Raw genomic sequence first — 23,508 nt, 5'->3', positions numbered from 1 at the left:
TTCTTCTTGTACGCGTGTTGCTGTCCCGCCCTGTCAGGGCCGTCCCGTCCGGTCGGCGCGATCTCGCTGCCCACTCCGGCCTTTGCCGCGCCCGCCGGGCGTAGATCGGTTGGACACCCCCGCGTGTGCCGCCGCCCTCTCTTCACGGGTGGTTGCGGCAATGCCGGCGACGCATCATCACCCAAGATCTATTTTCCTGCGAGATCTTGGGTGATGATGCGCCGCCGGATAGCCACGATCGCCCAAGAACGCGCCGCCCGACAACCACCCACCCAGCGTGACCGAAACGGCCGGGAGCGGCGGCAGACAGGGTGGTGGCGACGGAGCCGGCCCGCCCGGGCACCGATCTACGCCCGGCGGGCGCGGCAAAGGCCGCAGCGGGCAGCGAGATCGCGCCAACCGGACGGGACGGCCCTGAAAAGGCGGAACGCGGACACGCGTACAAAAGAAGGCGAAACGCGGACCTCCAGCCGGTCAGGCGTTGGCCAGGGTGGGGAGGACTCGGGCGGAGCCGTAGGAGGTGCCGGCCCGGTCGCGTTCCAGCCAGCCCGACTCGACCAGCATGCGGCGGACCGCGGCCACGTCGTCGGCGGCCGCCGCGATGCGGTCGTTCACCTCGGCCTCGGTCAGGATGCCGTCGACCGCGAGGAAACGGGCGAACAGCTCGGCGGCCTGCTGGTAGCGGTCGCTCATGGTGGGCGGCAGGCTGGTCAGCCGGCCGTGCGAGAAGAACGATCTGAGTTGTGGGTACTCCCGGAGCAGCGGGGCGATCGGCTGGACCCGGTCGAGCGCCTGGGCGGCCTCGCGCAGCACGTCGGCCACGGCACGGTAGACGCCGTCGCCGGTGCCGGTGGCGACGCCCGCGCCGACCAGCCGGCCGAGCAGCTCACCCACCTCCGGTTTCGGCAGATCCAGGTGGATGGACATCTCGGCTATGGTGCAGCCGTCGCGGCCGTGCCGGACCAGTTCGGCGAAGGCCCGCAGCCGGGCCGGGTGGGACAGCAGCATGAGAAGCCCGGAGGCGTGCGCGGCGGGTACGGACATCCCCTCACCGTAGGCACGACCGGAACCGGCGGCACCCGATTTTCTCATTGACTTATCTCGATCACTGGACCAGGCTGTGGCCACAGCACGCCGCCGGAGCCGCGCGGCGCGGAGGCATGGGCAGCTTCCGCGAGTCCACCTCAGGCGGACCTGTCGCGCTCGGCGTGACGGTCCCGAGCTCAGGAGTGCTGAGTTCACATGCTTACATCCGTACGCATCAAATTCCTGATCAGTGCCGTGGTTGCGGCCCTGGCCGCGTCGCTCGCCGTGCTGGCCGTGCAGACCGGCCCAGCCGCCGCGCACGGCAACGTCACCGGCCCGGCGTCCCGCAACTACGGCTGTTTCGAGCGTTGGGGCTCGGACTTCCAGAACCCGGCCATGGCCACCCAAGATCCGATGTGCTGGCAGGCCTGGCAGGCCAACCCGAACGCCATGTGGAACTGGAACGGCCTCTACCGTGAGGGTGTCGCCGGCCAGCACGAGACCGCCATCCCGGACGGTCAGCTGTGCAGCGCCGGGCACACCGAGAGCGGCCGCTACAACGCCATGGACGCGATCGGCGACTGGAAGGCCACGTCGATCGGCAACTCGTTCACGGTGAAGCTGTTCGACGGGGCGCGGCACGGCGCCGACTACATCCGGGTCTACGTGACCAAGCCCGGTTTCAATCCGGTGACCACCGCTCTCAAGTGGTCCGATCTGCAACTGCTCACCACGGTGCCGAACACGCCGGCCGCGCAGTGGACCCACCAGCTGACCAACGGCGTGCAGATCGACATCCCGGCCAGCGTGCCCGGGCGGTCCGGGCGAGCCATGCTCTACACCATCTGGCAGGCCAGCCACTCCGACCAGTCGTACTACTTCTGTAGTGACGTGAACTTCGGCGGCGTCACCAGCTCGCCGTCGACGTCCCCGTCCACCTCGCCGTCGTCGTCGCCGTCGACCTCCCCGTCGGTGTCGCCGTCGGTGTCGCCCAGCACGTCCACGCCGCCGGTCACCGGCTCCTGCGCCGCGACCCACGCGGTGACGTCGCAGTGGTCGGGCGGCTACCAGGGCGAGGTCAAGGTGACCGCCGGCTCCTCGGCGGTGAAGGGCTGGACCGTGACGCTGACCTACCCGGGCACGTCACCGATCCAGCAGGTCTGGAACGCGAGCCTCACCACCAACGGCAGTACGGCGGTGGCGACGAACGCGTCGTACAACGGCAGCCTGGCGGCCGGTGCGAGCACGACCTTCGGCTTCCTCGGCTCGGGCACGGCGTCCGCGCCGACGCTCACCTGCGCGGCCACCACCTGACCCTTTCGCATCGGCGTTCATCTTTGTTACAGTGCGGTTAATGGGAGCGCTCCCAGAGATCTAGCCGTCCCCCATCCCCCAGAAACGGAGGCCAGGCAACACCCGCGTGGCTCGGCTCCGTCCACGCACGTGCTGTGACTCCACGACGGAAAGCGCGGGCGCCCCACCCGCTCCCGTCACCGCCGCCAGGCCACCGGTTCCTCCGGCCCGAAGCGGCGTGCAGTCCCGCCGCGGTCACCCCACCGCGGCAGTTCCCCGGCAGCGCCACCGGTACGCCAGCCGGCGTCCCGGTGCCGCTGCTGCGCTTCCGCGAACCCACCGGCCGCACACACAACGTGGCGCGCGGGCAACCACCGACCGCATAGGGCAGGCGGACACACGACAACGCGATCGCGTGCGCCCACCCACCCGAAGCAGGCCGGCAGCACACGAGAAGCGGCGCGTGTACGACCACCCACGCCCTACGACACATGGGCGCGCACGACAACGCGATCGCGTGCGCCCACCTGCCGTTGGATCCGTTCGGCGGAGGTGTTCGGCGGGTGCCGCCCGCGGGCCTCGCGCGGCTGATCCCGCAACTCAGCGGCGCGGCGATCACCTGGCGCACGATCGCGCCACGCCGGGTGGCCAGAATGCCGTCATGACATCCGTTCAGATCGCGGTCTGTGGGCCGGCGGAATGCACCGTGCAGGAGACCGAGCAGGCACGGCGGGTCGGTGAGCTGCTCGCCGGCGCCGGGGCGGTGGTGCTCTGCGGCGGCGGGGCCGGGGTGATGGCCGCGGTCGCGGCCGGCGCGCGGTCCCGGGGCGGGCTGGTCGTCGGGGTGTGGTCCGGGGACGGCCGGGCCGGGGCCTCTCCGGATCTGTCGGCGACCGTGGTCACCGGGATGGGGCAGGCGCGGAACGCGATCCTGGTCCGGAGCGCGGACGCCCTGATCAGCGTCGGCGGCTCGTGGGGCACGCTGAGCGAGATCGCCCACGGCATGCGCCGCGGCGATCTGCCGGTGGTCGCCCTGGGAGGCTGGCGGATCCACGCGGCGGACGGCACCCCCGTGCCGGGCATCCACTACGCCGATACTCCGGAGGCCGCCGTCGAGCACGCGCTGGGGCGTGGCCGCTTGGACGACGTGGTCGCGGGCTGGGTCGGCGAGGACAATCTGGTGCGGTTCTTGGAGGAACTGAGCCGCCTCATCGGGTACGACTACGACCACCTGGACGAGGCGGCGCCGGCCGCCGACGCCCCGCTGCGTTACCCCCTGATGGGCACCCCGCCGCTGGAGGTGGAGCTGTCCCAGGATCCGGACGGCCGCATTGTCGACATCCGGGTGCACGGTGCGATCGACCCGGTTCTCGCGGCACGCATCGAGACCATGTTCGCGCTGCTCTGAGGGACCACCGATCTGAGCCCGGCGGTCGCGGCACAGGCGGGAGTGGGCAGACGAGCGCGGCTCTGTCGTACAAGAAATGGATTTTGATCAACCGGTGAGCGGAAGCGCGACGCTGAGCCGCCGCCCACCGGTGGGGTTCAGAGCAGCGGCACGTCGAGGCGGGTGGCCAGCTCGTCGCGGCCGATGCCGTGGGTTTCGCGGACGCGGACGCCGCCGGGGGTGAGCAGGAAGGTGGCCACGTCGGTGTAGACGCGGGTGACGCACGCCTTGCCGGTGAGCGGGTACGTGCAGGCCGGGACGAGTTTCGGGGCGCCGGTCCTGGTGAAGAGGGTCATCATCACCCAGACCTCCTTGGCGCCGACCGCGAGGTCCATCGCGCCGCCGACCGCCGGGATGGCGTCCGGCGCGCCGGTGTGCCAGTTGGCCAGGTCGCCGTCGGCGGACACCTGGAAGGCGCCCATCACGCAGACGTCGAGGTGGCCGCCGCGCATTATGGCGAAGCTGTCGGCGTGGTGGAAGTAGGCGGCGCCGGGCAGTTCGGTGACCGGCTGTTTGCCCGCGTTGGTCAGGTCCCAGTCGGCCTCCTCGGCGGGCACCACCTCGCCCATGCCGAGCATGCCGTTCTCGGTGTGCAGGATGACGCCGCTCTCCGGTTTCAGATAGCGGGCGATCGACGTGGGCTGGCCGATGCCGAGGTTGACGTAGGCGCCCTCGGGGATGTCCGCCGCGATGACCTGGGCGAGCTCATCAGTCTTCAAGGGGCACCTCCACGAGACGGTTCACGTAGATGGAGGGGGTCACGATGTTCTCCGGGTCGAGTTCGCCGATCTCGGCGATCCTCGACACCTGGGCGATGGTCAGTTTGGCGGCGGTCGCCATGACCGGGCCGAAGTTGCGGGCCGTCTTGCGGTAGACCAGGTTGCCGAGCCGGTCGGCGACGTGCGCGCGGATCAGGGCGACGTCGCCGTGGATCGGGTACTCCAGAACGTACTCGCGGCCGTCGATGATCCTCGTCTCCCGGCCCTCGGCGATCGGGGTGCCGACGCCGGTCGGGCAGTAGAAGGCGCCGATCCCGGCGCCGGCCGCGCGCATCCGCTCGGCCAGGTTGCCCTGCGGGACCAGTTCCAGTTCGATCTTCCCGGCCCGGTACATGCCGTCGAAGTGCCAGGAGTCCGCTTGACGCGGGAAGGAGCAGACCATCTTTCGTACGCGTCCCGCGGCGATCAGCGCGGCCAGGCCGGTGTCCCCGTTCCCGGCGTTGTTGCTGACGATGGTGAGGTCGCCGGCCCCGTGCTCGATCAGCGCGTCGATCAGCTCGACCGGCATCCCGGCCATGCCGAACCCGCCGACGAGGACGGTGTCGGAGTCGGCGATCTCCTTGACCGCGGTCAGCGCGTCGGTCACCTGAGTTTTCACGGGTTGCAGTTCTCCAGGACGACGGCGAGGGCCTGCCCCACGCCGATGCAGATGGCCGCGACACCCCAGCGCTGGTTGCGTTCGAGCAGCACGTGGGCGAGGGTGCCGAGGATACGGGCGCCGGACGCGCCGAGCGGGTGGCCGATGGCGATGGCGCCGCCGCGGGTGTTGACGATCTCCGGGTCGATGCCCCAGGCGTCGACGCAGGCCAGCGACTGGACGGCGAACGCCTCGTTGAGCTCGACCGCGCCGACGTCGGACCAGCCGATGCCGGCCCGCCGCAGCGCCGTCTCGGCGGCCTGGACCGGGGCGAACCCGAAGTCCTGCGGGTCGAGGGCGTACGCGCCGCGGCCGGCGATCCGGGCGATCGGGTCGAAGCCGATGTGGAAGGCGGCGGCCGCGGTGCCGAGCAGCACGGCCCCGGCGCCGTCGTTGAGCGGCGACGCGTTGCCGGCGGTGATCGTCCCCTCCCTACGGAAGGACGGCTTGAGCCTGGCGAGCTTCTCGGCGCTGCTGTCGGCCCGGATGCCCTCGTCCCGGGTGAGGTCGCCGGCCGGCACGGTCAGGGAGTCGTAGAACCCGTCGTTCCAGGCCTTGTCGGCGAGCTGGTGGGAGCGGGCCGCGAACGCGTCCTGCCGGTCCCGGGAGATGCCGTACTTCTCCCCCAGCCGCTCGTTGCACTCACCCAGCGAGATCGTCCACTCGGCCGGCATCCCCGGGTTGACCAGGCGCCAGCCGAGCGTGGTGGAGACCGCCTCCAGGTTGCCGGCCGGGAAGGCGCGCGACGGCTTCGGCAGCACCCACGGGGCCCGGGTCATCGACTCGACGCCGCCGATCACCACGATCTCGGCGTCCCCGGCGGCGATCGCCCGGGAGCCGATGATGGCGGCGTCCAGGCTGGAGCCGCACAGCCGGTTCACGGTCGACGCCGGGACGTTGGTGGGCAGGCCGGCGAGCAGCACCGCCATCCGGCCGACGTTGCGGTTGTCCTCGCCGGCGCCGTTGGCGTTGCCCCAGTAGACGTCGTCGATGCGGCCCGGGTCCAGGTCCGGGGCCTTGGCGAGCAGGCCGGTCAGGGCGGTGGCGGCCAGGTCGTCGGGCCGCACGTCGGCGAGGGCGCCGGAGTAGCGGCCGAACGGGGTACGGGCGGCGGCGTAGACGAACGAATCGGTCACTGGTGCTGCTCCTCGTCGAGCTCGGTCAGAACGCGCTGGGCGATCCGGAAGGCGGTGTTGGCGGCGGGAACGCCACAGTAGATCGCGGTCTGGAGGATCAGTTCCTTGATCTCGTCGTCGGACAGGCCGTTGGTGCGGGCCGCCCGTACGTGCATGGCCAGCTCCTCGTGATGTCCGAGAGCGATCAGGGCGGTCAGGGTAATCAGCGAACGGTCCCGCCGCTCCAGGCCGGGGCGGGTCCAGATCTCGGCCCACGCGTACCGGGTGATCATGTCCTGGAAGTCGCGGGTGAACGCGGTGGTCCCGGCGGTCGCCCGGTCCACGTGGGCGGGCCCGAGCACCTCCCGGCGGACCGCGATGCCGGCCGCGCGCAGCTCGTCGAAGTGCTGGTCGAGCAGGGTGGCGACGACCTCCGGCGCCTCGGCCGGGGCCAGGTGGGCGACGTCGTCGAGGACCACCAGGCGGCCGTGCAGGACGCCGTCCGCGATCGCGGCCAGGCTGTCGACCGGGGTCGGCCTGTCGTGGCCGCCGGCCACCGCCAGCACCGGGGCGGCGATCTCGGCGAGCCGGTCACGGACGTCGAACCCGGCCAGCGCCTCGCACGCCCGCGCGTAGCTCTCCGCGTCGGTGGCCCGCAGTGCCGCGATCAGCGGCTCGGCACCGGTGAAGCCGGGCGCGAACCAGCGCTCCCGGGACCCGGCGACCACCGCCTCCATACCCTCCGCCCGGACCAGTTTCGCCCGGTCGTGCCACATCGGCGCCTCGCCGATCTTGGCGCCGGTGCAGAGGAGCGCGGCAGCGGTCACCCGCTCGGGCGCGTCCAGCAGCAGTTGGAGGCCGACCACGCCGCCGATCGAGTCGCCGGCGTAGCCAAAGGCCTCACCCGGCCGAATACGATCAGCCAGCGCGAGCACCTCCCGGGACAGGCCGGCGATGGTGTACGGCCCGGTCGCCGGGGCGCTGCGGCCATGACCGGGCAGATCCCAGCCCACCACGTGGTAGCGGCCGTGGAGCCGTCCGGCGCAGCGTGCCCACAGTGTCTCGGCGGTGGTCCCCACCGACGGCCCGAGCAGCAGCAACGGCCGGCCGGGGGCATCGGTGAAGGTGGTCGCGGTCAGCAAATCGGTCCCTCTCCGCGCTTCGGCGCGAGCTTCTTCAGTGGTACGCCGGAGCGGTGCCGACGGTGTGCCGGTGACGCGGTCACCGGCGCGAGCCTCTTCAGGGGTACGGCGTGCCGGCGGCCGGTCATCAGCGGTGCTCCTTCGCACGGGCGATGACCGCGTCGATGATCCGGTCGGTGGCTCCCGGGTAGGGCTCGCCGGAGGCCGCGCCCGGGTTGATCGACCGCTGTTCGGCGTCGATCCCGGGCCGGGCCGCGGTCAGGTTGGCGGTCATCCAGGCGGTCTCCACCTGGAGCCCGGCCAGCAGCTCGGCGGTCTGCGAGCCGGCCGTCACGGTGCGGCGGGCCAGCGTGCGCAGGGTAGCCCATTCGACGTGCCAGCCGCCGTCCGGCCGCTCGTCGACGGCGGCTGCCGCGCCCGCGTGCACCGTCGCTGCCAGGAACGGCGCGGCCAGCGCGGCCCGCTTGACCAGGACGGACAGCACCGGGTTCTGCTTGTTCGGCATGGCCGACGAGCCACCGCGCCCGGCGACCGCGCCCTCGGACAGTTCGTGGATCTCCGGCCGGGCGCTGACGAGCACGTCGTTGGCGATCCGCCCCCACGCGTCGGTGCAGGTCACGCACGCGTCGGCGAGGCCGGTGAGCGGTGCCCGGGCGGTGTGCCAGGGATCCCGCACCGGCAGGCCGAGGGTCTCCGCGGTGGTCTCGATCAGGTCGCTGACCACCACCGGGGAGCCGGCCAGGGCGACCGGCGCGGCCAGGCTGCCGGCCGCGCCACCGACCTGCAACGGCAGATCCGAGACGGCGGCCAGGCGGTCCCGGGCGTCCAGCACGCCGGTCAGCCAGCCGGCGGCTTTGAGACCGAAGGTGATCGGTACGGCGTGCTGGGTCAGCGTGCGCCCGGCCATCGGGGTGTCCCGGTGCTCCTCGGCGAGCCGGGCCAGGACCGCTGTCTGGGCGGCCAGGTCGTCACCGATCCGGTCGGCGGCGTCGCGCAGGCACAGCACCAGCCCGGTGTCCACCACGTCCTGGCTGGTGAGGCCCCGGTGCAGCCAGGACGCGGCGGCCGGGTTGCGCGCCTCGAGCCGTTTGCGGAGCAGCTTGAGCAGCGGGATGAGCGGGTTGCCGCCGGATTCGGCGCCGGCCGCCACCGTCGCCACGTCGTCCGGGCCGATCAGCCCGTCCAGGTCGTCCCGGGCGTCCGGGGCGGCGACGCCGTGCAGCACGAGCGCGGCCAGCCAGGCGGCCTCGACACGGACCATGGCCTCGCACACGGCCGCGTCCGTGAAGAGGTCGCCGGCCCGCTCGTCACCGGGCCACAACAGATCGCTCACCGCGTACCCCTCATGGTTTCTCCCTCACCGGATGCCCGTAACCCCGCGGCACGAACCGTGCGTCAGGCCCATGCGTCGCGCAGGCGCGGGTAGGTGAGGAAAATCGTCTCGTCGTCGCCCTGGAGGCGGATGTCGAAGACGGCGCCGTCCGGATCGCGGCGCGCGATGAGCGTGGCCCGGCGGTCCGGCGCGACCGACTCCAGCAGGGTGTCGTTGGCCAGCAGGTCCGGGTCGTCCGGCAGGTAGGCGCGGGTGAACAGGCGGTCGAGCAGGCCACGGGCGAAGACCGTGACGGCGAAGAACGGCGCCCTGCCGGGCTCGGTGGCGCCCGGCTCCAGGGTGGTGAACTGGTAGTGCCCGTCCGGGCCGGTGGCGGCGCGGCCCCAGCCGGTGAAGGTCCAGCCGTCGCGGCGCAGGGAGCCGGGCTGGCGCGGGATGTGGCCCTGCGGGTCGGCCTGCCAGATCTCGATGACCGCGTCCGGGACCGGTGCGCCGGCGCCGTCGTAGACGTGGCCGTGCAGGCGCAGCGCCCGCGGGTGGCCCGGGGGGACCAGCTCGTTCATGCCGTCGTACTCCAGCCCCAGGTGGAAGAAGGGCCCGACGGTCTGGCCGGGAACGGCGCTCATGCGATCTCTTCCTCGGTGTCGGACTCCAGCGGAGTGCGGTGGGTGCCGGTGAGCACGATGTCCCAGCGGTATCCGGTGCTCCACTCCGGGGTGGTCACGTCGTGGTCGTACTGGGCGATCAGCAGTTCCCGGGCCTTGGGATCGGTGATCGACTGGTAGATCGGGTCGAGCGGGAACAGCGGGTCGCCCGGGAAGTACATCTGGGTGATCAGGCGCTGGGTGAAGTCGGTGCCGAAGATCGAGAAGTGGATGTGGGCGGGCCGCCACGCGTTGACGTGGTTGCGCCACGGGTACGGTCCCGGCTTGATGGTCTGGAACCGGTACGTCCCGTCCGGCCCGGTCAGCATCCGGCCCACCCCGGTGAAGTTCGGGTCGTGCGGCGCCGGGTGCTGGTCGCGCTGGTGCCGGTACCGGCCCGCGGCGTTGGCCTGCCACACCTCGACGAGCTGGTCGGCGACCGGGCGGCCGTCGCCGTCGAGGACCCGGCCGGTGACCACGATCCGCTCGCCCAGCGGGGTGCCGGCGTGCTGGATGGTCAGGTCGGCCTCGTCGTCGGCGACGTCACGGTGGCCGAACACCGGGGCCCACAGCTCGACCGCCTCCGGGTCGATCAGGTGCGCCGGCTGCTTGGGGTGCCGGAGGATGCTGCTCCGGTACGGGGCATAGTCGATCTTCGGCTGAGGTCCGCCCGATTGCTGGGCCGCCGCCTCGATCTCCCTGTTGATGTCAGCTTGTGACGACTCCATGTTCACGCTCCGGACGCTAGGCGGAAACGCGGCCCGCGGCGATACTCTTCTTCCACTGAGCGGAAGGAGCATCCGTGGGGGCAACCGTCACGTCCCGCGCGCTCGCCATCCTCGGCGCCTTCGACGGCGAGCACCGCAGCCTCTCCCTGACCGATCTGGCGCGCCGTGCCGGGCTGCCGCTGGCCACCGCGCATCGCCTGGTCGGCGAGTTGCAGCGGTGGGGTGCGCTGGCACGCGAGCCGAACGGCGAATACGTGATCGGCCGCCGGATCTGGCAACTCGGGCTGCTCGCGCCGGTGCAGAGCGGCCTGCGCCAGGCCGCGTCCCCATTTTTGCATGATTTGTACGGGACAACCCTCGCGACCGTGCACCTGGCCGTCCGCGACGGTCTCCAGGTCCTGTACGTGGAACGCCTGGCCGGGCACGTCTCGGTGCCGGTGGTGAGCCGGGTCGGGTCCCGCCTGCCGATGCACGCCACCGGGGTCGGGAAGGTGCTGCTCGCCTACGCCCCGGAGGAGGTCCGCATGGAGGTGCTCCAGAATCTCACCCGGATCACCGCGTACACCGTCACCCAGCCCGCCCGCCTGCTGGAACAGCTGCGCCGGGTCCGCGCTGAGGGGTACTCCACCACCGGCGAGGAGATGAGCCTGGGCGCCTGTTCGGTGGCGGTGCCGGTGCGCAGTGGCGACACCGTGGTGGCGGCCCTCGGCATGGTGGTGCCCGACCTGCGCCGGCAGTTGCCCCGGCTGGTCTCCGCCCTCCAGGTGGCAGCGCACGGGATCGGCCGGACCCTCGCCGGCGATCCTTCCATTCAGTGGAAATAGGGTCTTGTGTCCCGGCGGTTCGGGACTGAACGCTGGGGGCATGCGTACCCAGGTCGCCATCATCGGCGCCGGCCCGGCCGGACTTCTGCTCTCCCACCTCCTCGCCCAGGGCGGCGTCGAATCGGTGGTCCTCGAGACCCGCTCCGAGGAGTACGTCGGGGCCCGGATCCGGGCCGGCATCCTGGAGCACTCCAGCGTCGAGTTGCTGGAGTCGGTGGGGCTCGGATCCCGGCTGCGGGCCGAGGGTGACCAGCACCGGGGCATCTACCTCCAGTGGCCGGGCGAGCGGCACCACCTGGACTTCGTCGACCTGACCGGGCGCAGCGTGTGGGTATACGGGCAGACCGAGGTGCAGAAGGATCTGATCGCGGCCCGTCATGCGGACGGTCAGGAGATCCATTACGAGGTCTCCGACGTCACCCTGCACGATGTCGAGTCGGACCAACCTCATGTGACATTTACCGATAAAAATGGACTTATCAGTCGCTTGGACGCTATTTACATCGCCGGCTGCGACGGCTCGTTCGGGCCCAGCCGCCAGGCCGTGCCCGCCGCCAGGACTTTCGAGAAGGTCTACCCCTACTCCTGGTTCGGGATCCTCGCCGACGTCGCCCCCTCGACCGACGAGCTGATCTACGCCTGGCATCCCAACGGCTTCGCCCTGCACTCGATGCGGTCGGCGAGCGTCAGCCGTCTCTACCTCCAGGTCCCCAACGGCACCGACCCGCGGTCCTGGTCCGACGACCGGATCTGGGAGGAGCTGTCCACCCGGCTCGGGCACGGGCAGAACGGCTGGAAGCTCAACCCCGGCCCGATCACCGACCGGAGCGTCCTGCCGATGCGCAGCTACGTGCAGACGCCGATGCGGCACGGCAACCTGTTCCTGGCCGGCGACGCGGCACACATCGTCCCGCCGACCGGCGCCAAGGGCCTCAACCTGGCGATCGCCGACGTGGCACTGCTCAGCAGGGCGCTCATCGCGTCACTGAGGGAGAAGAACCCGGCGCTTGCCGACCGGTACTCGGACGACGCGCAGCGCCGGGTCTGGCGGTGCACCCATTTCTCCTGGTGGATGACGACGATGCTGCACACCTCGGGCGACCCGTTCGACGCCGAGTTGCAGCTCTCGCAACTACGCTGGGTCGCCGGCAGCCGGGCCGGAGCCACCGGCCTCGCCGAGAACTACGCCGGGCTTCCCATCGGGTACTGACCCGCCGTCCGGCGGGTCGGTGGCCGCGATGGTCGGCGGCGGCGGAGCGTGGTCGACGGCCTCCCGGTAGGTGCCGGTGGGCAGGGTGGACGGGCTGGCGCCGGGCGGGACCTGCCCGTTCGGCGCGGCCGGCTCCCGGGCCAGCAGACCCTTGGCCAGCGACGCCACGGTGGCCAGGAACGCCACGTTCAGCGCGGCGTCCCAGTCGAAGGCGGTGACGTCGAAGACGCCGGCCGTCATCGAGCCGGCCAGCGACGACAGGAACGTCTTCGCGAGCCGGACCAGCAGGTCGGGCCAGAAGGCCAGGTTGGTCATCTTCGACAGGTACTGCACCCCGGTGAGGATCACCGAGGAGATGAACGCGCCGATCGCGATGGTGACCGAGTACTTCCATGGCAGCTCGGTGACCGAACTGACACCTCCGGCCAGCAGGGTCGCGATGAACACCTGCCCGGCGGACCAGCCGGCCCGCTCCAGGAAATCGAGTAAAACTGCACGCCACTTGGGCACAACCTGTGTCATGACATCGACGGTTCTCGCTTGATAGATCAGTGGGAATCAGCTGAACGGATTAGTTCGCCGCATCCCACCCCGCAAGAGATATCGGTGTAGCCCTAAGGAGCATCACGGATCCACCGCTACGGTCTTTGCCATAGCGTCCACACTGTCGGCCAAACCTGGGGGATTCGATCGATGCGGTGGCTCAACGACCTGCTCAGCGGCTTGCCGTGGGCACTCGTCTGTCTCGTCGTCGGCGTGCTGGTCACGGCTGAGACGGCACTGCTCGCCGGCCTGGTGCTGCCGGCCGCCACCGCCCTCGTCGCGATGGGCCTGCTCGCCAACGCCGGGGTCGTACCGGTCGGTCCGGCCCTGCTCACCGCGGTCGCGGCCGCGGTGATCGGCGGCAACATCGCCTACTGGCGGGCCGGGACCGCGCCGGCGGGCGGCAAACAGCGTGCCTGGGACCGGGCCGAAAAACTCTTCCGGCGACACGGCGGACGGGCCGTCTTCCTGGGCCAGTGGGTGGTGGGGGCACGCACCCTGATGCCGCGACTGGCCGCGCGCAACGGCGTACCCCGAAAGATCTTCATGGCCTGGCACACGCCGGCGGCGATTCTCTGGGCCCTGTGGATGGTCGGCGCGAGCTACGCGGCCGGAGCCTCCTACGACGTGCTGGCGGCGCGCGCCGGGCGCGCCGCGGGCGCGCTGGCCGCCCTGACGGTGCTCGTTCTCGGTCTGACGCTGGCGGGCCGCTGGTTCGGACGACACCCCGATCCGGTACGCGCGGCCGCGCGCCGTTTCCGTCCGAAGCCGCTGCCGGCCGGAACCGCCACGGTGGTGAGCCTCGTCCTGCTCGTCGCGCTGGCGTTCCTGCTGATCGCGGTGATCCCGCCGGTGGTCCGGTTCAGCGGGCTGTCCGCGGTCGACGAGACGGTGGCCACCTGGGCCCGTTCGCAGTGGACCTCCGACGGCTACTTCGCCGCCCTCCAGATCGCCACCTCCCTGGTCCCCGAGATCCTGGTGATCCTGGCCCTGGTCATCGCCCTGGCCCGGTGGTGCTGGCGCGGGTTCGACCTGCGCGCCTTCTTCCCCGAGGTGCTCGGCCCGATCCTGCCCGCCGTCGTCCTCGCCGTCGTGCTGGCGGCCACCGCCGATCCCGGTCGGCGGACCACCGGCGACATCCCGTTCCCGCCGGCCGGCGAACTCGACGGATCGCTGCCCCTCGATGCCCAGCTGATCGCGGTACACAGCATGCCCGCTGGGCAGACCGCACAGGTGGCGGCCGCGGCCGGGCTGCTCGCCTGGGTGGTCGTGCGCGGGCTGCCGTGGAAGTGGCGGGTCACCGTCTGGACGCTGGCGACCGGGTACACCCTGGTCTGCGCCGGCTCGTGGGTGTACCTGAACTGGAGCGACACCAGTGTGACCGTGGCGGCGGTGGTCCTCGGAGTCGCCTGGGCCGCCGTCAACGCGGCCGTCTGGTCCAGCCGGGCCGACGGTGGCACACCCGAACCGCGGCCGGAGCCGGCGGCCCTGTCAGGATCCACGGTGTGAGCCCGGTTCATGTCGTCTACGCCCATCCCGACCCGGGAAGCTTCACCCGGGAGGTGCTGGACGCGTTCGTGGGCGGGCTTTCGTCGTACACCGTCTCGGATCTTTATGGGTCCGGCTTCCAGCCCGTCCTGAGCGCCGCCGAGTACGCGCGGCCGGCCTCCGATCCTGTGCCCTTTGACGTGGCCGCGGAACAGGAACTGCTCGACGCGGCCGAGGTGTGGGCGTTCGTCTACCCGGTGTGGTGGGCGGACTGCCCGGCCATGCTGAAAGGCTGGTTCGATCGGGTGTGGACGGTCGGGTGGGCCTACAAGCCCGGATGGGGGCGGGTGGCCCGGCGGGTGGTCGTGCTCTGCACCGCCGGCTACACCGTCGCCGAGCTGGAGAAATCCGGTGTCCACCAGGCCATGCGGACCAGCATGGTCGACGACCGCATCGGCGCGCGGGCGTCCACGTCCGACTTCGTCGTCCTGGGCGGGTCGGTCCTGGCCGGGAGCGACCCCGCGGGGTGGGCGTCGCTGAAGGCCGACCACCTGGCCCGCGCTGCTTCACTGGCCCGCTCCCTCTGAGCGGCGCTCTTTTCAGTGGCGCGTTTCAGCAGGTCGCGCAGCCGTCGGTGGGCTTCGCCGCGGCCGGCGCCGTGCTTGCTGCCGGCACCGTGCTTGCGGCCGGCACCGTGCTTGCGGCCGGCATCGTGCTTGCGGCCGGCACCGTCGGGAGGATCGTGCGGCTGCGGCCCGGCCGCGGATACGCCTCCGCGGCTGCCGCCAGCCGGGCGGCGTGGTCGCGCTGCTTCTGCCAGTGGCCGTAGAGGGCGCCACGCCGCGACAGCCGGTCCACCTCACGGATCGTCTCCGGGTCGACGTCACCGGGCGGGGCGTCCCGCCACGGTGTGCCCGGCAGCGGCATGAACGTGTGCGCGTGGATCCGGGCACCGAGGTCGGCCAGCTCGCGAGCCAGGTCGAGGGAGTCGCTGACGTCCTGCTGGTCCTCGCCGGGCATCCCGAAGATCATGTCGACGTTAATCCGGAAGCCCTCCTCGATACCGAGTCTCGCGGCCCGCTTCACCTCCTCGACACCATGCCCCCGTTTGGCCGCGCCGAGCACCCGGTCCGAGCCGGACTGGGCGCCCACGATGATGTTGTTGTTGTCGCAGTACTTCTTGACCAGGCGGAGAGCCTTCCGGGAGACGTGCTCGGGGCGGATCTCGCTGGGGAAGCTGCCGAAGAAGACCCGGCCGTTCGGGCCGATGCCCTCGCGGCAGCTGGCGAGCAACTCTTCGACGGCGTCGAGGTTCGGTTCCTCCGTTTGGCTGCCGTAGCTCAGCGCGGTCGGGGTGATGAAGCGGACGTCACGTAGCCCGCGGGCACGCATCTGGTCGACGTGCCACCGCACGTTTTCGATGCCCCGGTGCCGGAAACGCGCGGAGAACATAAAGGGTGTTTGGCAAAATCTGCATGAAAAAACACATCCCCTCGTGATTTCGAGGGCGTTGAACTTGTCCCACTTGAGGGCGAAGCCGGGGAAGTCGTTGAGGTCGCGCTGCTTCGCCTTGCCGGTCCTGATCAGGTTGCCGGTGGCATCCCGATAGGCCAGGCCGGTGATGCCGGCCGGGTCACCCTTCGCATCGACCAGGCTGAGCAGGGTCGACTCGCCCTCACCGATCGCTGCCATGTCCCACCCCGCGTCGAGGGTCTGTACCGGCTCCGCGGTGGCGTGCACTCCCCCGGCCAGGTGCGTCACGTTCGGGCCGTCGGCCAGCTCGCGGATGCGACCGAGTTCCTCCGCGAGTGCCGCGGCGTCGGGTGAGTAGAACGACCAGAGGACGAGCACCTTGGCGCCAGTCGCGAGCGCGGCCCGAATGTGCTCGGCGGTCGATTCGGGCGTGTCGCCGAAGCGCACCTCGTACCGAGTGGCCGTCTCGTGCTGCCCCAAGGCACCGAGCAGCACGTGGAAGCCATACGTCACCGCTTTGCGGTAACGCAGCACCAGAACCAACTGAGGACCACTCATGCGACAATTTTGCCAGGTCGCGGACCGGCCCCCGACTGCGGCAGTCAGGGGCCGCCCTCGCTCAAGGTCCTCTCATAGGTGCTCGTCAAATGGGTTCCACGGGATCGTGATGAGGAAGTTCGGACAGGCGTAGTCGGGGACCGTGGTGGCCGTGCAGCCACCACACGTTCTCGGCGGGCGACTGCCCGGTAGTGGTGGCGTGGTCGCCGGTGGCGGTGGCCACCAGGTCGGGGATCGTGGTGTCGCTCAGGAGTTGGTGGAGGTTGAGTTCACGGCGGGTCGAGGGCAGCCAGAACAGCACCGGCCATCGCCAGCGGGTCATGTCCGCGAGTCGCACGTAGTTGATGATCTTGTTGGCGAGGATGGTCAGGTTTTCGGTGCCAAGATCCATCTCGAGCAGGAACGGCACCTGCCGGTCGTGTTCGGCCCAGACGCCGTGGGCGTCCGGGCGAGGCAGGTTCTTGAGCAGCATCAGGCTGGGGTCGTCGCCGGTGCGGAAGAAGGCTCCTCTCTCTTGCAGGGTGGAGGCAGACCTCCATTCGATGAGGCGGCCGCCAGGGTGGGTGCGTTCATGGCCGGCCAGGTCGACGAAGAACTGGTTGGTGGCCAGCAGGTGCGGCAGGTTCGCCCGAGAGGTCAGGTGCTGGCGGCGCGGCCTCGCCTGGTCGCGACGTGGGAGTGGGTCGCGGCGTTGGGCGGCGACGATCTCAGTGCCGAGTTGGTCAAGCAGGTAGTGGTACGGATAGGAGCCGCCCTCCCAGCGTTGCGGCCGGAACCGAGCCACCACGCCCAATGCGAGGAGCTTGAGCAGCCACCGCTGACAGAACGTCAGCGACCCGTACAGGGCAGTGTTGATCTGGTCGGTGGTCAGGACGCCGTGGTCGTAGAGCCAGCCCAGCAGCCGCAGATCACGGCCGGTGAGAGCGGATTGCGCCTCCAGCAGGCGCTGTTCATAGGTGGTACGGATTACGCATCACCCCCAGGGGAGACCCCAGACAAGGGTCTGTCGCAGCACACGACAGTCAGCGCCGGATAGCGGCTGACCTGGGCTGACAGGTGGAAGATGTGGTCGGTGTGGGGGTCGGTGTCAAGACCGACCCCCACACCACCACCCGGACGCACCCCGGCACCGACACCCCGACCACACCCAACCAGTCGGTCTGCGCCGAAAGCCGTGCTGGTTCCGGTCAGAGGACGGGATGCGTCGGCTGGTTGACCTGGTGGTGGTGTGGTCGGCGGTCCGGGCCTGCCGTCGGTGTTGGGTGCCAGTTGGGTGCGCGGCGAGGCGAGCAACAGCGGTGACGGAGCCGTGGCCGCGGGCGTGACAGGTTCTGACAGATCGGCCGCGGGCCGTGGGAATGGACTTCGGCAGGAGTACGGAGCTACTTTCCGCAGCCCTGCTGGTAATCGATGGAAGAACGGGCGGTTCATGGAAACTCCATTCCGTTGGTATGACGGCAGACGGCTCTTCGCAGCTCCTCCGACGCCCGTCATCACGACGGCTAGCGGGTGACGGCGGTAGTCGGCAGGTCGGTTTTCCCCGTGGCTGGGGGTGCGTCGCCATCTCCGGTTGGCGCTTCGGGGCGGGCGGGTTGGTCGCGGATCAGCTTTGACCAGTGCAGACGCCCGCGCGTTCGACATCGCGTGGCCTCGCCTGCGAAGCAAGTCGGCCAGAGCTTCGCGTGACAGCGGGCGACCCTCGCGGATCAGGTCGTCCGCGGCCTTGCGGGCGACGGGGAGTAGGTCGCGGATCTCGTCGTCGATCGTCGCGGGTGGCGGACCGTCGTCCGCGACGGTTGTGGGGTGTTGCGGACGTCCGGGACCGTCCGGGACGGCGGCTGAGGCCGGGGCCGTGGCGGCCGGGCCGGGTCCGGCTCGGCCGAGGGCGATCTTGACCATGGCCAGGAACCCGACCGCGGGTAGCGCCGCTGCGAGCCAGCCGATGACCGACGGTTCGGCCTCCACGACCTGTGCGCCCAGCGACAGCACCACAGCGACGATCAACACCACGGCCGGAAACCAGAGGTGAACGCCGAGGCGTTTGCGGCGTCGTAGTTCCAGGCCGCCGGCCACGGACATCAGTTCCAGCACCACGGCGTCGGCCCACGCCAGCCACCCTGGTTGGCCGTGCGCCTCGGCGACGTCGTGCACGTGCGTGAACGAGGCCGCCGCCGCGGCCGCCCCGATCGCCAGCATGATGACGACCTGGACGACACCCTCGACAGGGGCGGCACGGTCCGGCCGCCCTGCAACTGGTGTAGGGGGTTCGCTCACCGGCGGCCCCACACCGGTGATGCCCGGCCGTGCCGGTCGGCGGAAGAGTCCGGTTCGCGGTGACAGGGCGTGACAGATCGCGAACGGGCTCGGATCGGCGCTGGTGATAGACCAGGCGCGTATCCCGCTCTCCGCAAACAGCGTGACAGTGATCGATAATCATGGCTTCTCTCTCCATAGAAGACGAACCTGCCCCGCGGTGGCAGGGCACGGGATGAACGGAGCAGCCGCCGCAGCCCGAGGGCGGCGATGGCAGCGGGCAAGCAAGAGAGCGCGGGCTTGCTACCGGAGAAAGGGGCGGCTCGACGCCGTTCTGGACACCAGACCGGCAAGATCTTTTCGAGTGATCACACCGGCGACGGGGGTTGGTGGTGCAGCCGAACCAATCAGCACCACACCCGCGCCCTGCTGAGCAGGGCCTACACGATCTCACTCCGCTCACGCTGCCCGGCAACCGGGACGGTTCGGATGCCCGACACGGGCCGCTGTTCGACTGGTTCGAGATGCTCAACTGGACCATCCCGGCCGGACACCTCGGTCCCGGCTTACCGCCCAAGGACATGCGTCCCCGCATGCTCCTGCGGTTCCTGCTCGAAGACGCCGACTACCCGCAACGCGACCAGATCTGGGCCGCCGTAATCACCGGCGCCCGCCGGCCCGCCACCGCCGAGCCGTACCGGCTCCTCGCGATCAGCCTCGCCGCCCGCGGCCTGCGCCGCTCCCGCAAGCGCATCATCCTGGCCCACCGCGACGACACCGCCGACATCGACCACGACCTGCTCTGCGGCTTCCTGAAACGAATGACGACCATCGACGTCCGGGCGACGAACCTCGGCATGAAACTGATCGAGAGCGGCGTCACGTACGCCAAGGGCAAACAGCCCCGGCAATCCCAACGAGCCCGGAGCTCCCGAAAACGCCGACCACCTACGGCCACAGCCGAACCTGTGGCAGGCAGCACGCCCGACGAGGAACTCGGCGTTCTCTTCCACGAATTTCTGGCCACGCTCGCCGCAGCCGGAAACCCGCTGGCCGAGCGGGACGTCAAGCTGCTCACCATCACCGGCTTCGACCACGTCAGCATGAAAGATGCCGCCGACCAACTGGGCATGAGCCCGGACACCGCCCACAAGCAACGCCAGCGCGCCAAGGCCCGCTTCTTGAAATGCCTCGCCGCCCGCGACCGGAAACCTGATGCGAAGCCGGCCGGTGGAGTTCGTGGGAAGTCGGCTACCGGTCGCGGTGCCACGGCATCGGTGGAGGGGGCGGCAGCATCGACTCGTCGAACGGCTCCGAACCCTGCCCCACCGCGATCAACTCGCCGATCAGCGCCGACAGTTCCTGCTGCCAGCTCGGATCACGATCGATCCGCAACACCCTATGGATCCGATCCGACACCACCAGCACCGGACCACCCGAACGACCGGCCACACTGAAATCCGGCCCATGCACCAGCACGACGGTGCCCGCGACACCGGACTGGACCGTCACCTCGGGCGGAAACGGGCCCGACCGCGCGATGTCCCACAGCACCACCACGAGATCCGCCAGCGCGATCTCGTCCTCCATGAACACCACGTACGACGACACCGCGCCCCGCGACCGAACCGGCCACACCGATACCGGGAGATCCCGCAGCTCCGACGCCAGGGCTTCCGCGTTTTCCCGACGCGCAAGGGCCGCAGCGGGCGTGCCGCTCCCGTCACTGCCGGGTTGATCGGATGGTCTCGTCACGGATGCCAGCCTGCCAGCATCCCTGGGCGATCGATAGCTGAGCCTCCATCGATGATCGGGCTCGCTATCGGGCGTGAGGACAGCATTCCGGATGAGAACCGGCGGCTGGGCAGTCTGGCCCGGCTCGGCAGGAACCACGGGGAAGTCCCCGCCGAGCCGGGCGGTCTGTTGGGCCGTCAGATGTAGTCGGGTTCGAGTTCGCTTCGGGCCGTGTCGAGCAGTTCGGCGGCGAACGTCTGGGTGTCGACCTTGCTGAGCCAGTCGAACAGGGCGCTCCGAGCCTGATCGATCTGCGCGGCGAGCGCGGTTTCGCTGACGATGTCGGCCGGGGTAATCACGCGTCGCAACGGGGTCGACGCGATGGCGGCCTTGGCCAGCTTCTCGCCGATCCAGAATCCGGTGCGTTCGCGGATGACGAAGGTCAGGTGGACGCTGTTCTCGGTCTGGTCGAGGGCGTGGGGGTTGTGGACCCAGCCGCGCGGGAGCACGAGGACCTGTCCCGGGTTGAGTTCGATCTCCAGATCGGGGCCGTCGGCCTTGAGTTGTTCGACCATTTCGGCGAGCGGCTGGGTGTTGGACGCCTTGTAACCGCGGTGAGGTTCTTCGACGACCGGCCGCCAAATCTGCCAAGTCTTGACGCCTGCGACTTGGTAGACCATGCCCATGTTCTGGTCCCAGTGGTAGTCGAGGCCCTGGGCGCCGGCGGGGGTGATAAACGCGGTGACGTAGCAGCCGAAGCCGGTCTCTTGCTGGATGGCTCGGCACATGGCGTGCAGCGGCGGGTACCAGCGGTCCAGGTTGCGGATCTGGAAGCTGTAGCCGCGCTTGCGCCACATCGCGATCCGTGCGGGATCGAGCTTGCCGGCGGTCGCGTACGCGCGGGGGTGCCGGGCGGCGCCGTCCTTGACGACGTTGATCTCGTCGGCGGGCGCACAGCCGGTGTCGAGGTAGGTGTTGAGCAGTTTCGCGTTGACGATGGCCGGGAGGTGACTGCCGTCGGGCAGGTCGTGGACTGCCGGCTCGGTCGGCCAGCTCGTCATCATGTCCTGGTACGTCGCTTGATCGAACAGCATCCTGAGGGACACGTCATCCTCCGTGGGCTGGGGGGTGGTCAGGGTCGGGGCGGGAGCGGGCACGGGATGTCCGGCAGGTGGGTGTGCGGGCAGCAGATGGCCGCGTAGGCGATGACGCCGCCGTTCGGGTTGGTGTAGTACTGCCAGTAGGCGTCCACGCCGTTGATCAGCCCGTCACGGGAGGTCGCTCTACGCGCGTCCAGTCCGACATCGCCGGCCAGTGGCGGGGCACCGTTTACGGCGGGGAATCCGACGTCGCCGTCCATGGGCGGGTGGCTTTTGTAGGTGGCGGCCATCCAGTCGATGGCTTCGTCGACGTCGGTCCAGGTGAGATCTGCGGAGGCGGCGTTGCGGCGTAACAGGTAGTGGCCGAGGCGCATCGGCGGCAGTGAGGAGCGGAGGAATTCCTGGGTCGCTGGGGTGCCGGGTGCACCGGGCCAGCGCAGTGATTCGTCCTTCAGATCCTTGCTCGATCCGGTCCAGAGATAGCCGTGCCAGTGCCCGAGGGTCATCCCGCTCCTCAATCTATTGTCCGATGCGGTGGGCCGCCCTCCGACGGCCCACCCGGTGTGAACTGGGCTTGCGGATCAGGCGTTGTCGCCCGGGGCGGTGATGGCGGTGACGAAGTCGGTCATCTCCGCCGCGCTGAAGCGCAGGGTCGGGCTGGCCGCGCCGAGCTTGGTGTCGCGGATGGCGTAGGCGCCGGGCTCGCCGGGGATGTCCGCGAACGAGACGCAGGACTCCAGGCTGCCGCCGATGTTGCCGCCGCACGGCGTGCGGAACGCCGTTTCCGGGACCTCGACCGAGTACAGGTCGTCGGTGTCCATGGCATGCTCTCCTTTGCGTGTGCGCCACGAGGTCCGTCCTCGCGGGTGGTGCATTCGCCCCGGTCTGGTCGTCGTCTTTCGCAGGGAAGGCGACCGGGCCGGGCGCCTGGAAGGCCGAGAAGTCGATCGCTCGGCGTTCATGGAGAGGTGCTCTCGCTTCCGACTACGGGATGCGTCGGCTTGTCCTCGCCGTGGGTGCCGTAGCAGACGCGGCAACGGGCGTGCAGGGCGTCGGCTGACTGGTCGTCGCTGGGAACGTAGCGATGTGGCCGGTAGTCGAGTCGTTCGACGGTGACCATCGGGACGATGCCGTCACGGATGACGCACGCGGCCGTGATCGTGGCGAGGTCGTAGCCTGCCTCGGCGAAGCAGAAGTGGAAGCGGTGGCTGTAGAAGCCGGTTTCTAGTACGGACGCCATGACCGCCGGAAGCGCTGCCCCTTCCACGCACTCCGGCACATGGACGAGCACTGCGGGCGGGTAGTGCCTCATGATCATATTCAGGCCGCCCGTCGCGTCGCGCGCCCGGCCGAAGCGCGTGGGGACGCGTCGAACCAGCCGAGGATGCGGTCGTAGATCCCGTCGTCACGGCCGCTGGCTCGATGCCCGTCAGCGCGGTCGTCGATCATGTCGATCGCGCAGGACTCCAGGTAGAGCCGCAGCGATCGGCGATGCACTGCGCCCTGTTCGGCCAACTCGACCTTGCCGGGTGCGCACGGCCACGGCTCGCCGCAGGCGAGGCAGTCCCACGCCGGCCGGTCGGGCTGGTGCGGCGTCCTCGGGACCAGCATCAATGGCCGCCGTTCGCGCGGCGGCGTTGAGCTGGGGTGAGTGCTCCCGCTCGCCCGACCTGGTTGTAGGACTGCGTCGGCAGCGCCGACCAACTCGGTGGGCTCGGCGTCTGCGGCGGCGCGGTCGCTGTGGGCAGGTCGGCGGTGGTCATCGCGCCGCAGTGCGGGCACCACCGGCTCTTGACTTTGAAGCTGATCAGGCCCGCGAGGAACCCCACCAGCAGTGCGCTCGTCGCCGCTATCGCCACCACTGGGGTTCACCTCCGCGAACGCGGTGGTTCGTGGTCGTCGCCATGTCCTGCCTTCCGTGATGTCGAGGGCACGCCGACCTGCGACGTACTGTCACGGTGGTCCCACCGATCCGCAGGTTCGTTGTGGTGCGGCGGGAACCGCGTGCCCGGTCTCGATTCCAGGGGTGGCGGCCGGCGTGGTGCGGTGGCCGCGGTGGGCTTCGCTGCTATTCATCAGGTGTTTCGGTCACAGCGTGGCGGTCCGGTGACCAGAATTTGAAGGCGACAGGCGTCAGCCGCTGTCAGCCGACGCGGCAGGTGTCGGAGTACAACCCGGATG

The 23,508-nt window shown here is 70.2% G+C and carries 27 protein-coding genes; 7 read left to right on the top strand and 20 right to left on the bottom strand.

Annotation, left to right across the window (positions count from 1 at the left end; all coding sequences use genetic code 11):
* Positions 1 to 474: 474 nt before the first annotated feature.
* Positions 475 to 1,044, bottom strand: coding sequence for a DUF2087 domain-containing protein (locus tag KZ829_RS12400; RefSeq protein WP_220143992.1), 570 nt, complete (start codon positions 1,042 to 1,044; stop codon positions 475 to 477).
* A 198-nt stretch (positions 1,045 to 1,242) separates the two neighbouring features.
* Between KZ829_RS12400 and KZ829_RS12395 the strand changes: the two genes are divergently transcribed.
* The 3 genes from KZ829_RS12395 (at position 1,243) to KZ829_RS12385 (ending at position 3,727) form a co-directional block, all read left to right on the top strand.
* Complete coding sequence (locus KZ829_RS12395; protein ID WP_220143991.1) at positions 1,243 to 2,340, top strand: lytic polysaccharide monooxygenase auxiliary activity family 9 protein; 1,098 nt, start codon at positions 1,243 to 1,245, stop codon at positions 2,338 to 2,340.
* 470 nt (positions 2,341 to 2,810) lie between these two features.
* Positions 2,811 to 2,984 carry a hypothetical protein gene (locus tag KZ829_RS12390; RefSeq protein WP_220143990.1) on the top strand — a complete coding sequence of 58 codons (174 nt, stop codon included), beginning with the start codon at positions 2,811 to 2,813 and terminating at the stop codon, positions 2,982 to 2,984.
* On the top strand, positions 2,981 to 3,727 hold the full coding sequence (locus KZ829_RS12385; protein ID WP_220143989.1) for an SLOG cluster 4 domain-containing protein: 747 nt from the start codon (positions 2,981 to 2,983) through the stop codon (positions 3,725 to 3,727). The genes KZ829_RS12390 and KZ829_RS12385 overlap by 4 nt, the downstream gene beginning before the upstream one ends.
* Before the next feature lie 137 nt (positions 3,728 to 3,864).
* Here KZ829_RS12385 and KZ829_RS12380 read toward each other — a convergent pair whose 3' ends face one another.
* The 7 genes from KZ829_RS12380 to pcaH form a co-directional block, all read right to left on the bottom strand.
* Positions 3,865 to 4,485 (bottom strand): 3-oxoacid CoA-transferase subunit B, encoded by a 621-nt coding sequence (locus KZ829_RS12380; RefSeq protein ID WP_220143988.1) that lies wholly within the window; start codon positions 4,483 to 4,485, stop codon positions 3,865 to 3,867.
* Positions 4,475 to 5,143 carry a 3-oxoacid CoA-transferase subunit A gene (locus KZ829_RS12375; protein ID WP_220143987.1) on the bottom strand — a complete coding sequence of 223 codons (669 nt, stop codon included), beginning with the start codon at positions 5,141 to 5,143 and terminating at the stop codon, positions 4,475 to 4,477. Before KZ829_RS12375 ends, KZ829_RS12380 begins: the two co-directional genes overlap by 11 nt.
* The gene (locus tag KZ829_RS12370; protein WP_220143986.1) at positions 5,140 to 6,318 is read right to left on the bottom strand and encodes a thiolase family protein; all 1,179 of its coding nucleotides are present in this window, start codon (positions 6,316 to 6,318) and stop codon (positions 5,140 to 5,142) included. Before KZ829_RS12370 ends, KZ829_RS12375 begins: the two co-directional genes overlap by 4 nt.
* On the bottom strand, positions 6,315 to 7,439 hold the full coding sequence (gene pcaDC / locus KZ829_RS45005; protein WP_220143985.1) for a bifunctional 3-oxoadipate enol-lactonase/4-carboxymuconolactone decarboxylase PcaDC: 1,125 nt from the start codon (positions 7,437 to 7,439) through the stop codon (positions 6,315 to 6,317). Before pcaDC ends, KZ829_RS12370 begins: the two co-directional genes overlap by 4 nt.
* A gap of 127 nt (positions 7,440 to 7,566) precedes the next feature.
* On the bottom strand, positions 7,567 to 8,772 hold the full coding sequence (locus tag KZ829_RS12360; RefSeq protein WP_220143984.1) for a lyase family protein: 1,206 nt from the start codon (positions 8,770 to 8,772) through the stop codon (positions 7,567 to 7,569).
* A 62-nt stretch (positions 8,773 to 8,834) separates the two neighbouring features.
* Complete coding sequence (gene pcaG, locus KZ829_RS12355) at positions 8,835 to 9,398, bottom strand: protocatechuate 3,4-dioxygenase subunit alpha (RefSeq protein WP_220143983.1); 564 nt, start codon at positions 9,396 to 9,398, stop codon at positions 8,835 to 8,837.
* A complete protein-coding gene (gene pcaH / locus KZ829_RS12350; RefSeq protein WP_220143982.1) occupies positions 9,395 to 10,144 on the bottom strand; it encodes a protocatechuate 3,4-dioxygenase subunit beta in 750 nt (249 codons plus the stop codon). The genes pcaG and pcaH overlap by 4 nt, the downstream gene beginning before the upstream one ends.
* A 74-nt stretch (positions 10,145 to 10,218) precedes the next feature.
* Between pcaH and KZ829_RS44460 the strand changes: the two genes are divergently transcribed.
* Together KZ829_RS44460 and KZ829_RS12340 are read left to right on the top strand one after the other, a co-directional pair.
* Positions 10,219 to 10,968, top strand: coding sequence for an IclR family transcriptional regulator (locus tag KZ829_RS44460; protein ID WP_220143981.1), 750 nt, complete (start codon positions 10,219 to 10,221; stop codon positions 10,966 to 10,968).
* Positions 10,969 to 11,008: 40 nt separating this feature from the next.
* Positions 11,009 to 12,178, top strand: a complete 1,170-nt coding sequence (locus KZ829_RS12340; RefSeq protein ID WP_220143980.1) for a 4-hydroxybenzoate 3-monooxygenase — start codon at positions 11,009 to 11,011, stop codon at positions 12,176 to 12,178.
* Here KZ829_RS12340 and KZ829_RS12335 read toward each other — a convergent pair.
* Positions 12,101 to 12,700 carry a holin gene (locus KZ829_RS12335; RefSeq protein WP_220143979.1) on the bottom strand — a complete coding sequence of 200 codons (600 nt, stop codon included), beginning with the start codon at positions 12,698 to 12,700 and terminating at the stop codon, positions 12,101 to 12,103. The genes KZ829_RS12340 and KZ829_RS12335 overlap by 78 nt on opposite strands.
* Before the next feature lie 171 nt (positions 12,701 to 12,871).
* On the opposite strand from KZ829_RS12335, the gene KZ829_RS12330 reads away from it, so the two are divergent.
* Both KZ829_RS12330 and KZ829_RS12325 read left to right on the top strand, forming a co-directional pair.
* Entirely contained in the window at positions 12,872 to 14,230 is a 1,359-nt protein-coding gene (locus KZ829_RS12330; protein WP_220143978.1) for a DedA family protein, read from the top strand.
* The gene (locus tag KZ829_RS12325) at positions 14,227 to 14,796 is read left to right on the top strand and encodes an NAD(P)H-dependent oxidoreductase (protein ID WP_220143977.1); all 570 of its coding nucleotides are present in this window, start codon (positions 14,227 to 14,229) and stop codon (positions 14,794 to 14,796) included. The genes KZ829_RS12330 and KZ829_RS12325 overlap by 4 nt, the downstream gene beginning before the upstream one ends.
* A gap of 25 nt (positions 14,797 to 14,821) precedes the next feature.
* On the opposite strand, the gene KZ829_RS12320 is transcribed toward KZ829_RS12325, so the two are convergent.
* From KZ829_RS12320 to KZ829_RS12270, 11 genes are all read right to left on the bottom strand, one after another.
* Positions 14,822 to 16,240, bottom strand: coding sequence for a TIGR04013 family B12-binding domain/radical SAM domain-containing protein (locus KZ829_RS12320; RefSeq protein ID WP_220143976.1), 1,419 nt, complete (start codon positions 16,238 to 16,240; stop codon positions 14,822 to 14,824).
* Between the two features lie 85 nt (positions 16,241 to 16,325).
* Entirely contained in the window at positions 16,326 to 17,138 is an 813-nt protein-coding gene (locus tag KZ829_RS12315; protein WP_308285452.1) for a replication-relaxation family protein, read from the bottom strand.
* Positions 17,139 to 17,206: 68 nt separating this feature from the next.
* Positions 17,207 to 18,436, bottom strand: a complete 1,230-nt coding sequence (locus KZ829_RS12310) for a DUF2637 domain-containing protein (protein ID WP_220143975.1) — start codon at positions 18,434 to 18,436, stop codon at positions 17,207 to 17,209.
* A gap of 623 nt (positions 18,437 to 19,059) precedes the next feature.
* Complete coding sequence (locus KZ829_RS12305) at positions 19,060 to 19,617, bottom strand: hypothetical protein (protein ID WP_220143974.1); 558 nt, start codon at positions 19,615 to 19,617, stop codon at positions 19,060 to 19,062.
* 127 nt (positions 19,618 to 19,744) lie between these two features.
* Positions 19,745 to 20,386, bottom strand: a complete 642-nt coding sequence (locus KZ829_RS12300) for a hypothetical protein (RefSeq protein WP_220143973.1) — start codon at positions 20,384 to 20,386, stop codon at positions 19,745 to 19,747.
* 38 nt (positions 20,387 to 20,424) lie between these two features.
* Positions 20,425 to 21,333, bottom strand: a complete 909-nt coding sequence (locus KZ829_RS12295) for a JmjC domain-containing protein (protein WP_220143972.1) — start codon at positions 21,331 to 21,333, stop codon at positions 20,425 to 20,427.
* Positions 21,334 to 21,359: 26 nt separating this feature from the next.
* Positions 21,360 to 21,833 (bottom strand): hypothetical protein, encoded by a 474-nt coding sequence (locus KZ829_RS12290; RefSeq protein ID WP_220143971.1) that lies wholly within the window; start codon positions 21,831 to 21,833, stop codon positions 21,360 to 21,362.
* Between the two features lie 75 nt (positions 21,834 to 21,908).
* Positions 21,909 to 22,148, bottom strand: a complete 240-nt coding sequence (locus KZ829_RS12285) for a DUF397 domain-containing protein (protein ID WP_220143970.1) — start codon at positions 22,146 to 22,148, stop codon at positions 21,909 to 21,911.
* Between the two features lie 137 nt (positions 22,149 to 22,285).
* Positions 22,286 to 22,639: a hypothetical protein gene (locus KZ829_RS12280; RefSeq protein WP_220143969.1), complete on the bottom strand. Its 354-nt coding sequence runs from the start codon at positions 22,637 to 22,639 to the stop codon at positions 22,286 to 22,288.
* Positions 22,640 to 22,647: 8 nt separating this feature from the next.
* Positions 22,648 to 22,938: a hypothetical protein gene (locus KZ829_RS12275; RefSeq protein ID WP_220143968.1), complete on the bottom strand. Its 291-nt coding sequence runs from the start codon at positions 22,936 to 22,938 to the stop codon at positions 22,648 to 22,650.
* The gene (locus KZ829_RS12270; RefSeq protein ID WP_220143967.1) at positions 22,938 to 23,189 is read right to left on the bottom strand and encodes a hypothetical protein; all 252 of its coding nucleotides are present in this window, start codon (positions 23,187 to 23,189) and stop codon (positions 22,938 to 22,940) included. Before KZ829_RS12270 ends, KZ829_RS12275 begins: the two co-directional genes overlap by 1 nt.
* Positions 23,190 to 23,508 lie beyond the last annotated feature (319 nt).

This window comes from Actinoplanes hulinensis, from assembly GCF_019429605.1.
GTDB classification, from domain to species: domain Bacteria; phylum Actinomycetota; class Actinomycetes; order Mycobacteriales; family Micromonosporaceae; genus Actinoplanes; species Actinoplanes campanulatus.
This window is presented reverse-complemented; position numbering and strand designations above follow the sequence as displayed.